Origin of the sequence: Streptomyces sp. UG1, assembly GCF_049974585.1 — a bacterium.
Lineage (GTDB): Bacteria > Actinomycetota > Actinomycetes > Streptomycetales > Streptomycetaceae > Streptomyces.
The window spans coordinates 94,134-106,965 of the sequence record NZ_JBNGGG010000004.1 but is presented as its reverse complement, the minus strand read 5'-3'; the positions used below and the strand labels follow the sequence as shown (position 1 = coordinate 106,965).

Below are 12,832 nucleotides of genomic sequence, written 5' to 3'. Positions count from 1 at the left end.
CCACGGACCGCCGCAGGATCGAGCCGGCGCACAGGGGGCGCACCGAGCGCCGAGTGGCGGCGAGAAGGGGGAGCCAGCGCCGGTCAATCACGACCATCAGGGAGCGTGTTCAGGACGCTCCCTAATACGCCGACACCGTGCCCGTCCGTTCAAGCGGAGGGGCGCCTGGTCCAGAGGTTGCGACGCTAGTGCAGGGACGTTTCAAGAGGGATGGCAGCGCTTCGGCGGAGCCGGAGCACGGCGGGACCGACCGAGGTCCCTCGCCCCAGCACGCCCAGAACCCGGGCCCGGCCCCGTCCGTCGACGGCGGTGAGCGCTCCGGGCGCCCCGCCGTGTCGGGGCCGCCGAGCGCGGCGAACCCACCCGCCCCGCCGGCCAAGAAGCCGCAGGGCCCGACCGGCCCCGGCTCCCGAATAGCCCTGCGCAACTGGCGCATCTCCACGCGTCTGGTGGCGCTCCTGACCCTCCCGGTGGTCGCGGCCACCTCGCTGGGCGCCCTGCGCATCAGCGCCAACGTGGACGACATCCAGCAGCTCGACAACATGCGGCTGCTAACGGACATGACCAAGCGGGCCACCGAGCTCGCCGCGGCGCTCCAGGAGGAGCGCGACCAGTCCGCCGGTCCGCTGGCGCACGGCGCCAAGGCGACCGACTACACGGTCAAGGGCTACCGGGACAAGACCGACCGTGCGATGAAGAGCTTCGTCGATGCCTCCGAGGAGATCGACAACACCAGCAAGGACGGCAGCCTCAAGGGCGTTCGCGACAACCTCGTCCAGCTCGTCGGCGACCTGAGCGACATCGCGAAGATCCGCAACACCGCCTACGAGGCCCAGCGCAACTCCACGCAGACGGTGGAGGCCTATCACCGGCTGATCACCAACCTGCTCGGCCTCTCCCAGGACATGGCGGAGGCGACCAGCAACCCGGAGATGATCCAGAGCACGCGTGCGCTGGCGGCCTTCTCCACCGCCAAGGAGTACGCCTCCATCCAGCGCGCGGTCCTCGCGGCGGCGCTGCCCGCGGACAACAAGTCCGTCGGCGACCTCTCCGAGAACGACCGGCTGTACGCCGAGTCGGCCGTGACGAGCCAGCGGTCCGAGCTGAAGAGCTTCCGCAGCGTCTACGGCACCCAGGCCGCCGCCGACCTGCTGCAGCCGATCGAAGAGCGCAACCCGACGATCACGGCCAGCGACAAGTACGCCAACCGCGCGCTCGGCAACCCCAACGCCCTGGTCGACCTGGAGAAGCGCTCGTACCGGGACTGGGTGGACGACAGCACCGTCAAGATCCAGGGGATGCGCTCCATCGAGACCACGCTGCTCGAGCAGATGGAGCAGAAGGCCCGCGAGCTGCGCAACGAGTCCGAGCGCGAGGCGATCATCTCCGGTGCGCTCATCCTGCTCGTGCTCGGTGTCTCCCTGGTCGGCGCCTTCGTCGTGGCCCGCTCCATGATCCGCTCGCTGCGCCGCCTGGAGGAGACCGCCACCAAGGTCGCCCAGGACCGCCTGCCCGAGCTGGTCAAGCAGCTGTCCGAGTCCGACCCGCAGGACGTCGACACCTCCGTCGAGTCCGTCGGTGTGCACTCCCGGGACGAGATCGGCCAGGTGGCCGCGGCCTTCGACGACGTGCACCGCGAGGCGGTCCGCCTCGCCGCCGAGCAGGCCCTGCTGCGGGGCAACGTCAACGCGATGTTCACCAACCTCTCGCGCCGCTCCCAGGGCCTCATCCAGCGCCAGCTCTCGCTGATCTCCGAACTGGAGTCCCGCGAGGCCGACCCGGACCAGCTCTCCTCGCTGTTCAAGCTCGACCACCTCGCGACGCGTATGCGCCGTAACGGTGAGAACCTCCTCGTCCTCGCCGGTGAGGAGCCCGGCCGCCGCTGGACCCGCCCGGTCCCGCTGGTCGACGTGCTGCGCGCCGCCGCGTCCGAGGTGGAGCAGTACGAGCGCATCGAGCTGGCCGCCGTACCGACCACCGAAGTGGCCGGCCGCGTCGTCAACGACCTCGTGCACCTGCTCGCCGAGCTGCTGGAGAACGCCACCTCGTTCTCCTCGCCGCAGACCAAGGTCAAGGTCACCGGTCACGCGCTGCCCGACGGCCGCGTCCTGATCGAGATCCACGACACCGGTATCGGCCTCTCCCCCGAGGACCTCGCGGCGATCAACGAGCGGCTGGCCTCGCCGCCCACCGTGGACGTCTCCGTCTCCCGCCGCATGGGCCTCTTCGTGGTCGGCCGGCTGTCCCAGCGGCACGGCATCCGCATCCAGCTTCGTCCGTCCGACTCCGGTGGTACGACCGCGCTGGTCATGCTGCCCGTCGACGTCGCCCAGGGCGGCAAGAAGCCCGCTCCGGGCAAGCCCGGCCAAAACGGCCCGGGTGGCTCCGGTGGTCCGGCCGCCGCGCAGGCCGCGGCCGGTGCGGCCGCCGCGCGTCGCCAGGCCCAGGCCGGTGGCGGCTCCCTCGGCGCGGGTGCGCCCGGCGGTGCTCCGGGCGGTGCCCTCGGGGCCGGTGCGTCCGGCGGGGGCCGGCTCGGTGCCGGCCAGGGACCGCGGGCCGCGCTGCCCGGACGGGACGGTGGCGGTCAGCCGGGTGGACCCGGTGCGCCGCGTGGACCGCAGGGTCCGGGTGCCCCGTCGCAGGGCCGGCCGGCTCCGGCCGGTGCGGGCGCCGGCTTCGGCGGCCAGGCGCCCGGTGCGCCGCAGGGACTGCAGGCCGCGGGCATGAGCGCGGACGGCTTCGGCCCGGGCCAGGACGCCTTCGGCTCCAACCGCGGCCCCGGCCGCGAGCAGTCCCGGCCGGGCGCGTCGGCGCCGCAGTCGCCGCCCCCCGGCGGTGAGAAGGGCCGTCGTGGCCGCCAGCCGCAGTTGCCGCCGCGCGGTGGCCCGCGTGCCGAGCTGCCGGGCGGCAACCCGCCGTCCCGCCCGAGCTGGAGCGACGAGAACGCCCAGCCGCCGGTGCCGCGCGCCTCGCTCGACACCCCGCGCGGGCACGACGAGGACCCCGCACAGACCTCCCGGATGCCGCGCATCGACGACCGCCAGGGCCCCGGCTCCACCTCGGAGTTCGCCCGCCCGGACTTCGACGCCCCGGCCCCCGGTACGTACCACCCGCAGAACACGGGTCAGTTCGCCCGCCCCGGTGCGAACGAACCGCAGAACAACGGGCAGCACAACACCGGCCAGTTCGTCCGCTCGGACGTCTTCGGCACCCCGGGCGGGCAGCACAACCCGTCGCAGACGGGCCAGTTCTCCATGCCGCAGTCGTACGACGACAGCTCGACGGGCCAGCACCTCCTGCCCGGCCACCGGAACCCCGAGTCCACCGGCCAGTTCGAGCGGCCCCAGGTCAACGGCAGCCACGGCGGCAACTCCGGCCTCGTCGGCCCGGCGCAGCCCCCGGCCCCGCCGCGTCCGCAGCAGCGGCCCGCCCGGCAGGAGCCGGACAATGGGGGCGCCGCGCAGCGGCCCGATGAGGGGTGGTGGCCGGGCGACGGGCGGGAGCTGCCGCCCGCGATGGGTCCCGGTGACGGGCGTACCCCGCTGTACGACACGTTGGAGACCAACTGGTTCCACGGCGGTCAGCAGGGGCGTCAGCCCGCCTCGAACGGATCGGCCCCGGCCTCCGCTCCCCGGCAGGAGCCGCAGGCCCCGGCGGAGCGGCCGCAGCCGTCCTCCGCTCCCCAGCGTTCCGCGTCGACCGCCTGGCGCAGCTCACCGAACGACGACCTCGTCCGGCAGGCTGAACGCGCCAGGCAGCCCGCCGCGGGCGGAGTCACCACTTCCGGCCTGCCGCGCCGGGTTCCCAGGGCGAACCTCGTCCCGGGGACGGCTCAGCAGCAACAGCACCAAAGCGGTCCGCAGGTCTCGCGTTCGCCTGATGACGTACGCGGCCGGCTGACCAATCTCCGTCGGGGTATCGCGCAGGGTCGACAGGCCAGTGACGGCCAGACCGGCAGCTTCCCGAGCCCCACTCACCAGCAGGAGCGTTAGTTGAGCCAGATGAGCCAGGCGGCACAGAACCTCAACTGGTTGATCACCAACTTTGTGGACAACACCCCGGGTGTGTCCCACACCGTCGTCGTGTCCGCCGACGGTCTGCTGCTGGCGATGTCGGAGGGTTTCCCGCGCGACCGTGCCGACCAGCTCGCGGCCGTCGCGTCGGGTCTGACGTCGCTGACGGCGGGTGCCTCTCGGATCTTCGACGGCGGTAACGTGGCCCAGACCGTCGTGGAGATGGAACGAGGGTTCCTCTTCCTCATGTCGGTCTCGGACGGTTCGTCCCTGGCCGTCCTGGCACACCCCGAATGCGACATCGGCCTCGTCGGCTACGAGATGGCGCTGCTGGTCGACCGCGCGGGCGCGGTGCTCACGCCCGACCTGCGCGCCGAACTACAAGGCAGTCTGCTCCACTGATCGCCCCGGATCCAACCCGTCTCACCGAATCACCGTCCGGCCGCCACAATCCCCCCACTGGCCCCACCCGACGGCTTGACCTACCGACTGCTGTCCCCGCCCGGAGGATTCATGACCCCGCCCACCGCCTCTCATGATCCGTACGCGGAGCCGTACGAGGATGAGGGCGACCAGCCGCTGGTACGTCCTTACGCGATGACCGGCGGCCGGACCCGGCCGCGCTACCAGTTGGCCATCGAGGCCCTGATCAGCACCACGGCCGACCCGGCAGCGCTCATGGGGCTCCTCCCGGAGCACCAGCGCATCTGTCACCTGTGCCGTGAGGTGAAGTCGGTCGCGGAGGTCTCCGCGCTGCTGTCCATGCCGCTGGGTGTGGCCAGGATCCTCGTCGCGGACCTCGCCGAGGCCGGCCTGGTCGCCATTCACCAGCCGGGCGGCGACGAGAACAACGGCGGCGCTCCGGACGTGACGCTGCTCGAAAGGGTGCTCAGTGGACTTCGCAAGCTCTGAACCGGGCCGGGCGACCACCTCCGCGAAGATCGTGGTGGCGGGCGGCTTCGGCGTGGGCAAGACCACGTTCGTGGGTGCCGTCTCGGAGATCAACCCGCTGCGCACCGAGGCCGTGATGACCTCGGCGAGCGCGGGCATCGACGACCTCACGCACACCGGGGGCAAGACCACCACCACGGTGGCCATGGACTTCGGCCGTATCACCCTGGACCAGGACCTGATCCTGTACCTGTTCGGTACGCCGGGTCAGGACCGGTTCTGGTTCATGTGGGACGACCTGGTGCGCGGTGCCATCGGTGCCGTCGTCCTGGTGGACACCCGCCGGCTCGCCGACTGCTTCCCGGCCGTCGACTACTTCGAGAACAGCGGGCTGCCGTTCGTCATCGCCCTCAACGGCTTCGACGGACACCAGCCCTACACGCCGGACGAGGTGCGCGAGGCACTGCAGATCGGCCCGGACGCGCCGATCATCACGACGGACGCGCGGCACCGGGCCGATGCCAAGAGCGCGCTGATCACGCTGGTCGAACACGCGCTCATGGCACGGCTGCGGTAGCGCAAGTCGACAGCGCCATACGGCAGTTGTCGTAGATGCGCCGGAGCCGACTGTGGCCTTTGACACGGTCGGCTCCATTGTTCATAACGTTTCGGCAGAGGAATCAGGTGGTACGGCCACTCGTCGCGGTCAAGCGGTCTCGCTGCGCGCACAGAAGCCCCGTCTTTTGGCGGGGCTCGCTCTTTATGACCGTTTTATCTGGGGCTTACATCACGTGGAATCCTCCTCTTCCACTGTTTGGAAGAGCGCAGGCCGTCGTGCTGGAATGCGAGAACTGCCCAATAGTCAAAGACGTACTCAGCAGTACTGCGTACTCCATGGCGAACTGGGCTCTGAGACACTGCGGCACAACGTAGGTGCCGACCCCGCCGGAAGGTTGTTGGTCGAGTGAGGCGAAGCAAGAACAGTCCCGAGCCGTCGGCCCGGGGCAACTTCACCCCGCCGCCGCGCGGAGCGGCGCCCGCCCCTGTGCCCGGATCCGAACCAACGGCGGCGCCCGCACCCAGCGGCGGCCGCCTCTCGCCGCGCAACTGGCGCGTGCCGACCCGGCTGAACGCGATCCTGCTCATACCCGTGCTGGTCGGCCTCGTCATGGGCGGCTTCCAGGTGAAGAGCTCGATCGACACCTGGCAGGAGGCCGAGGACGCGGAGAATACCGCGCGTCTGGTACGGGCGTCCCTCAACTACGCCGACGCCCTCTACAACGAGCGGGACGTCACGGCCGCCCCGCTGCTCCAGGGCAAGGGCCAGGACGACGGGACGGTCACCGCGGCCCGCCGCGCGACGGACAAGGCCGCCGACGAGTTCGACCAGGTCGCGCAGAACATGCCGCAGAAGCCGGGCCTGGAGCGGCGCCTGAACCTGTTCCGCAAGGCCGAGCCGAAGCTCGCGGACCTGCGGGCGGAGGCGTACGGCTCCAAACTCAGCGGCGTGAAGACCGAGGAGGGCTACGTCGACGTCGCCCACCCCCTGACGGAGTTCGCCAACGAGCTCGGTCTGGGCACCGGCAACATCACCTCCTACGGCCGTACCGTCTACGCCATCGAGCTCACCAAGGCGGCTCTGTCGCTGCAGCGCTCCATCGGCATGCACCTGCTGATCAAGCCCGGCCCGACCCCGGAGAGCTTCGCCGGCCAGCGGGTCGCCCTCACCTCGTACGCCTACCTCGAGGGCATCGCCGTCGAGGAGTACATCGCCGGTGGCACCGAGGCGGACGCGCAGAAGCTCGACGACGCGAAGAAGGCGATCCTGGCCGAGGGCAAGACCCTGGCCGCGGATGCCAAGGCCAAGAACCCGGACTACGTGCCGCCGCCGGCCAAGACGGAGGACATGATCAGGGCCATCGCGGGCCTGCAGTCCACCGACACCAGTGAGCGTGCCGCGCTCGCCCAGAAGGGCGTCACCGCCGAGAACTGGTGGGCGGTCAACACCCTCAAGTACAACGCCTACCGCGACATCGAGAACGACCTCGCCAACACCGCGGTGAACGAGGCCGCCAGCATCTCCGACGACGCCAAGCGCGACGCCCTGATCACCGGTGCCGCCGTCGTGGTCGCCCTGCTCGCCGCGTTCATCCTGGCCGGCATGGTGGCCCGCCAGATGTCCCGCTCCATGCGCCAGCTGCGCAACGCCGCCTTCGGCATCGCCGAGCAGCGGCTGCCGATGCTGGTCGACCAGCTCTCGCGCACCGACCCCGGCCGCGTCGACACCCGTGTCGCCCCGATTCCGATCAACACCCGCGACGAGATCGGCGAGGTCGCCCGCGCCTTCGACCAGGTCCACCGCGAGGCCGTCCGGCTCGCCGCCGAGCAGGCCCTGCTGCGGGGCAACATCAACGCGATCTTCACCAACCTCTCGCGCCGCAACCAGTCGCTGATCGAGGGCCAGCTCACTCTGATCACCGACCTGGAGAACAACGAGGCCGACCCGGACCAGCTCGAGAACCTCTTCCGTCTGGACCACCTCGCGACCCGTATGCGCCGCAACGGCGAGAACCTCCTCGTCCTCGCCGGCGAGGAGCCCGGCCGCCGCTGGGATCAGCCGGTGCCGCTGGTCGACGTGCTCCGCGCCGCCTCCTCCGAGGTGGAGCAGTACGAGCGCATCGAGCTGTCGGGCGTCCCGGAGGCCGAGATCCACGGCCGCGCCGTGACCGACCTCGTGCACCTGCTCGCCGAGCTGCTGGAGAACGCGACGACGTTCTCCTCCCCGCAGACCAAGGTTCGCGTGACCGCCACGCGTCTGCCCGACGGTCGGATCATGATCGAGATTCACGACAAGGGCATCGGCCTGACCGCCGAGGACTTCGCGGACATCAACCACAAGCTGGCCAACCCGCCGACCGTGGACGCCGCGATCTCCCAGCGCATGGGCCTGTTCGTGGTCGGCCGGCTGTCCGACCGGCACGGCATCCGCGTCCAGTTGCGCCCCTCCGGCGAGCAGGCCGGCACCACGTCGCTGGTCATGCTGCCGGACGCGATCACGCACGGCGGTGGCGGCGAACAGCAGCCGGTCCAGGACGAGTTCACCGTCTCGCAGATCATCCCGGAGCAGCAGTTCCAGGGTGAGAACTTCAGCCAGCCGATGCGTACGGCCGCCGAGCTCGGCTTCGACGACAGCGCCTACCCCGAGGTCCCGGACGACATACGCGAGCTGGACCCGGTCGGCCGCTCCCTGATGCGCGAGGAGCGCCGGGCGGCCCTGGAGGCCGAGATACACGGCCAGCCGCCCGCCGCGGAGCTGTCCGAAGCGCAGGCCTACGCCGACGGCTTCCCCGGCCAGCCCTCCTACGACAACCGCCAGAACGACTTCGGCGACCAGGCGTCGGACTACGACCGGCAGCAGGCGTACGAGGAGCAGCAGCAGCCGTCGTACGACGAGCCGCAGCAGCCGGCGTACGAGGAGCAGCAGCAGGCGGCGTACGACGACACGTACTACGCGCCGAACGGCGGTGTGGGGCACAGCGACACGTTCTCGTCGGGTGGCGGCTACCCCGAGCCCTCCTATGCGGAGCCGGCCGCCGAGGAGCCCGCGCCCGCCACCGGCTCCGCCACGGAGAGCTTCCCGGCCTTCCAGCAGCGGCGTCACCAGGACGACTGGCCGCAGCAGGAGGGCTACCGCAACGGCTACCCGGACCAGTACGCTCCGCAAGCGGAATCCGCGCAGGCCGATGACGCGAACGAGCGCGACGGCGTAGGCTTCGACCGTCCGGGGACGGACCCCTCCGCCGGCCACGCGATGACCGACGCCGGGTTGCCCCGCCGCGGCTCCGTCGCGAACGGCACCAACGGCGCCCGGCCCGCGCGGCAGGAGACGCCGGCCCCCACACCGGAGAGCAACGGCGACAGCAACTGGCGTTCGCAGAACGACGATCGCTGGCAGCAGGCCTCGCAGCTCCGGAAGCCCAAGGCAGGCGGGGTCACCTCCTCCGGCCTGCCGCGGCGGGTCCCCAAGGCCAACCTGGTCGAGGGAGCCGCCGCAGCCACCCCACAGGGCGGCCCACAGGTCTCCCGCGCTCCCGAGGACGTCCGGGGCAGGCTGAGCAACCTGCGCCGGGGGGTCCAGCGGGGCCGCAGTGCGGGAAGTGAAACGAACGGCCAGGGCTTCGGTCCTGACAGCACCTACAACCAGGAGCGTTAGTGTGAGCCCGATGAGCCAGGCGGCACAGAACCTGAACTGGTTGATCACCAACTTCGTGGACAACACCCCCGGGGTGTCGCACACGGTGGTGGTCTCCGCCGACGGACTCCTTCTGGCGATGTCCGAAGGCTTCCCCCGCGACCGCGCCGACCAGCTCGCGGCCGTCGCCTCCGGTCTGACGTCTCTGACGGCAGGCGCCTCCCGCATCTTCGAGGGCGGGAGCGTGAATCAGACGGTTGTGGAGATGGAGCGGGGATTCCTCTTCATCATGTCCATCTCCGACGGTTCTTCGCTCGCGGTTCTCGCACACCCGGAGGCGGACATCGGCCTCATTGGGTACGAGATGGCGCTTCTGGTCGACCGTGCCGGTACGGTCCTGACACCGGATCTGCGGGCGGAGCTCCAGGGGAGCCTGCTCAACTAACAGACAGTCGGTGCGTTTTGGCGTCCCGTGGCCGTAAAGTTTCGGGACGCGGCTCCACATGATGGGTGCCAGGCACAGTCGGAGGAGGAGAGAAAGTGGCAACACCCCCAGACGGTTCGTCATCGGGCAACTGGTCGTACGGTCCTGGCCAGGGCCGGAACGACGGTTCCCAGAACCCGAACCGTTACAACTTCCCCTCCACGCCGAGCCAGCGGCAGCCGTACGCCCCCCAGGGCCCCGGGCCCTCGCCGTACGACCAACCGCCGGCGCCGCGCATCCAGCCGGTGCAGCCGCAGCGACGCGCCCCTGAGCCGGCGCCCGCCGGGGCGTCGAACAACCCCCTGGTGCGCCCGTACGCCATGACCGGCGGCCGGACGCGCCCGCGCTACCAGCTCGCCATCGAGGCGCTGGTGCACACCACCGCGCAGCCGCACCAGATGCAGGGCCAGTTGCCCGAGCATCAGCGGATCTGCAACCTCTGCCGAGAGATCAAGTCGGTAGCCGAGGTCTCGGCTCTCCTCACGATCCCCCTCGGCGTGGCCAGGATCCTCGTCGCCGACTTGGCGGAGGCGGGACTGGTCGCGATCCATCAGCCCGGCGGCGACGAGAACGCCGGCGGCCAGCCAGACGTGACACTGCTCGAAAGGGTGCTCAGTGGACTTCGCAAGCTCTAGCGGCGGTCCTTCCCGCTCCACCACCTCCGCGAAGATCGTGGTGGCGGGCGGCTTCGGCGTGGGCAAGACCACGTTCGTCGGCGCCGTCTCGGAGATCAACCCGCTGCGCACAGAGGCCGTGATGACGTCAGCTTCGGCGGGCATCGACGACCTCACCCACACCGGAGACAAGACGACGACCACCGTCGCCATGGACTTCGGCCGCATCACCCTGGACCAGGACCTGATCCTGTACCTCTTCGGTACGCCCGGCCAGGACCGCTTCTGGTTCATGTGGGACGACCTGGTGCGCGGCGCGATCGGCGCCGTCGTCCTGGTCGACACCAGGCGCCTTGCCGACTGTTTCCCGGCGGTCGACTACTTCGAGAACAGCGGTCTGCCGTTCGTGATCGCGTTGAACGGGTTCGACGGCAATCAGCCGTACAACCCGGACGAGGTGCGTGAGGCGCTGCAGATCGGCCCCGACACGCCGATCATCACGACGGACGCGCGGCACCGTGCGGACGCGAAGTCGACGCTGATCACGTTGGTGGAGCACGCGTTGATGGCTCGCTTGCGGTAAGTGGTTCTTTGTGCGGCTGCTGGGCTGCCTCGGACGGTTGTGTGCCGTCTGCGGCAGCCCAGTGGTTGTTCGCGCCCACGCGGCGGAGCCGCATATCAAATACAGCCCCGCGCCCCTAAAAGCCCAAGGGCCCCTCCCGTTCGGGAGGGGCCCTTGGGCTTTTAGGGGCTCAGCGCCAGCTGTGCGGTGCCCGGAAGCCCGGCTCGCGCTCCAGGCGGCGCCAGCCGGCCTTTGCGCGGCCTCGGTGGGCCGGGGCGGGGTCGGCGGGCTGGGCGGCGGCGCGGGCCAGGAGGATCGCGGTGATGGCGGCGACTTCCTCGGGCTCGGCGTGGCCCTTCTCGACGCGGATGTCAGGGAGGTTCATGGGTGTCAGTCTCCGTGAGAGAGGTTTCCGCAGCGGTACCGGTGGGTTACTGCGGGGGGTTGCCGTGCTTGCGGGACGGCAGGTCCGCGTGCTTGGTGTGGAGCATCGCCAGGGAACGGACGAGGACTTCGCGGGTCTCCGCGGGGTCGATCACGTCGTCCACCAGACCCCGCTCGGCCGCGTAGTACGGGTGCATGAGCTCGGACTTGTACTCCTTGACCATGCGGGCCCGCATGGCGTCGGGGTCCTCGGCGTCGGCGATCTGGCGGCGGAAGATGACGTTGGCCGCGCCTTCCGCGCCCATCACCGCGATCTCGTTCGTCGGCCAGGCGTAGGTGAGGTCGGCGCCGATGGACTGGCTGTCCATCACGATGTACGCGCCTCCGTACGCCTTGCGCAGGATCAGCGAGATCCTCGGCACGGTCGCGTTGCAGTAGGCGTAGAGCAGCTTCGCGCCGTGGCGGATGATCCCACCGTGCTCCTGGTCGACGCCGGGGAGGAAGCCCGGCACGTCCAGGAAAGTGACGATCGGGATATTAAAAGCGTCACACATCTGGACAAAGCGCGCAGCTTTTTCCGATGCCTCGATGTCCAGGACACCGGCCAGCACCTGCGGCTGGTTGGCGATGATGCCCACCACCTGGCCGTCGAGGCGGGCCAGCGCGCAGATGATGTTCCGCGCCCAGCGCTCGTGCACTTCGAGGTAGTCGCCGTCGTCGACGATCTCCTCGATGACCTTGGCCATGTCGTACGGCCGGTTGCCGTCCGCCGGGACCAGGTCCAGCAGGACGTCCGAGCGGCGGTCGGCGGCGTCCGTGGACTCCACACGGGGCGGGTTCTCGCGGTTGTTCTGCGGGAGCAGCGACAGGAGGTAGCGCACCTCGGCGATGCACGTCTCCTCGTCGTCGTACGCGAAGTGGCAGACACCGGAGGTCTCGGCGTGCACGTCCGCGCCGCCCAGGCCGTTCTGGGTGATCTCCTCGCCCGTCACCGCCTTGACCACGTCGGGGCCGGTGATGAACATCTGGGACGTGTCGCGGACCATGAAGACGAAGTCGGTCAGGGCGGGCGAGTACGCCGCGCCGCCGGCGCACGGGCCGAGCATGACCGAGATCTGCGGGATGACGCCGGACGCCTTGGTGTTGCGCTGGAAGATGCCGCCGTAGCCGGCGAGGGCCGAGACGCCCTCCTGGATACGGGCGCCCGCGCCGTCGTTCAGGGAGACCAGCGGCGCGCCCGCCGCGATGGCCATGTCCATGATCTTGTGGATCTTGGTGGCGTGGGCCTCGCCCAGCGCGCCGCCGAAGATCCGGAAGTCGTGCGCGTACACGAAGACCGTCCGGCCCTCCACCGTGCCCCAGCCGGTGATCACACCGTCGGTGTACGGCTTCTTGGCCTCCAGGCCGAAGCCCTGGGCCCGGTGCCGGCGCAGCTGCTCGACCTCCCGGAAGGAACCGGGGTCCACGAGCAGCTCGATGCGCTCCCGGGCGGTCAGCTTGCCCTTGGCGTGCTGCGCCGCGGTCGCCTTCTCGCTCGGGCCGGCCAGCGCCTGGGCACGGATCTCGTGCAGCTCGGCCGTCCGCCCGCGCGCGTCGATCGGCTCACCCGGTGCCTCATCCAAAACGGTCATGTAGCGACCTTACGAAGGACGCGCTGGAAAGCGAGCCGTTGACTCCGTACAGTCCTCCGAC

10 protein-coding genes are annotated in these 12,832 nt (G+C 70.3%); 8 read left to right on the top strand and 2 right to left on the bottom strand.

Features of this window, described 5'->3' with window-relative positions; all coding sequences use genetic code 11:
- The first annotated feature begins 188 nt into the window (after positions 1-188).
- The 8 genes from ACP4J3_RS05845 (at position 189) to ACP4J3_RS05810 (ending at position 10,777) form a co-directional block, all read left to right on the top strand.
- The gene (locus tag ACP4J3_RS05845; RefSeq protein WP_426531106.1) at positions 189-3,992 is read left to right on the top strand and encodes a nitrate- and nitrite sensing domain-containing protein; all 3,804 of its coding nucleotides are present in this window, start codon (positions 189-191) and stop codon (positions 3,990-3,992) included.
- Between the two features lie 9 nt (positions 3,993-4,001).
- On the top strand, positions 4,002-4,415 hold the full coding sequence (locus tag ACP4J3_RS05840; RefSeq protein ID WP_048580707.1) for a roadblock/LC7 domain-containing protein: 414 nt from the start codon (positions 4,002-4,004) through the stop codon (positions 4,413-4,415).
- 111 nt (positions 4,416-4,526) lie between these two features.
- Positions 4,527-4,925, top strand: coding sequence for a DUF742 domain-containing protein (locus ACP4J3_RS05835; protein WP_003997626.1), 399 nt, complete (start codon positions 4,527-4,529; stop codon positions 4,923-4,925).
- The gene (locus ACP4J3_RS05830) at positions 4,906-5,481 is read left to right on the top strand and encodes a GTP-binding protein (RefSeq protein WP_426531103.1); all 576 of its coding nucleotides are present in this window, start codon (positions 4,906-4,908) and stop codon (positions 5,479-5,481) included. The genes ACP4J3_RS05835 and ACP4J3_RS05830 overlap by 20 nt, the downstream gene beginning before the upstream one ends.
- A gap of 387 nt (positions 5,482-5,868) precedes the next feature.
- A complete protein-coding gene (locus ACP4J3_RS05825) occupies positions 5,869-9,117 on the top strand; it encodes a sensor histidine kinase (protein WP_426531101.1) in 3,249 nt (1,082 codons plus the stop codon).
- A 10-nt stretch (positions 9,118-9,127) separates the two neighbouring features.
- Positions 9,128-9,541, top strand: a complete 414-nt coding sequence (locus ACP4J3_RS05820; RefSeq protein WP_004983065.1) for a roadblock/LC7 domain-containing protein — start codon at positions 9,128-9,130, stop codon at positions 9,539-9,541.
- A 95-nt stretch (positions 9,542-9,636) separates the two neighbouring features.
- The gene (locus tag ACP4J3_RS05815; RefSeq protein ID WP_194040178.1) at positions 9,637-10,215 is read left to right on the top strand and encodes a DUF742 domain-containing protein; all 579 of its coding nucleotides are present in this window, start codon (positions 9,637-9,639) and stop codon (positions 10,213-10,215) included.
- Positions 10,196-10,777: a GTP-binding protein gene (locus ACP4J3_RS05810; RefSeq protein ID WP_031224757.1), complete on the top strand. Its 582-nt coding sequence runs from the start codon at positions 10,196-10,198 to the stop codon at positions 10,775-10,777. Before ACP4J3_RS05815 ends, ACP4J3_RS05810 begins: the two co-directional genes overlap by 20 nt.
- A gap of 169 nt (positions 10,778-10,946) precedes the next feature.
- Here ACP4J3_RS05810 and ACP4J3_RS05805 read toward each other — a convergent pair whose 3' ends face one another.
- Positions 10,947-11,141, bottom strand: a complete 195-nt coding sequence (locus ACP4J3_RS05805) for an acyl-CoA carboxylase subunit epsilon (RefSeq protein ID WP_426531098.1) — start codon at positions 11,139-11,141, stop codon at positions 10,947-10,949.
- A gap of 46 nt (positions 11,142-11,187) precedes the next feature.
- On the bottom strand, positions 11,188-12,771 hold the full coding sequence (locus ACP4J3_RS05800; protein ID WP_426531096.1) for an acyl-CoA carboxylase subunit beta: 1,584 nt from the start codon (positions 12,769-12,771) through the stop codon (positions 11,188-11,190).
- Positions 12,772-12,832 lie beyond the last annotated feature (61 nt).

Bases quoted from the DNA above. Each gene is read 5' to 3' on its own strand.
- ACP4J3_RS05840 (WP_048580707.1), top strand. From the start codon at position 4,002: ATGAGCCAGGCGGCACAGAACCTCAACTGGTTGATCACCAACTTTGTG.
- ACP4J3_RS05800 (WP_426531096.1), bottom strand. From the start codon at position 12,771: ATGACCGTTTTGGATGAGGCACCGGGTGAGCCGATCGACGCGCGCGGG.
- ACP4J3_RS05805 (WP_426531098.1), bottom strand. From the start codon at position 11,141: ATGAACCTCCCTGACATCCGCGTCGAGAAGGGCCACGCCGAGCCCGAG.
- ACP4J3_RS05820 (WP_004983065.1), top strand. From the start codon at position 9,128: ATGAGCCAGGCGGCACAGAACCTGAACTGGTTGATCACCAACTTCGTG.
- ACP4J3_RS05835 (WP_003997626.1), top strand. From the start codon at position 4,527: ATGACCCCGCCCACCGCCTCTCATGATCCGTACGCGGAGCCGTACGAG.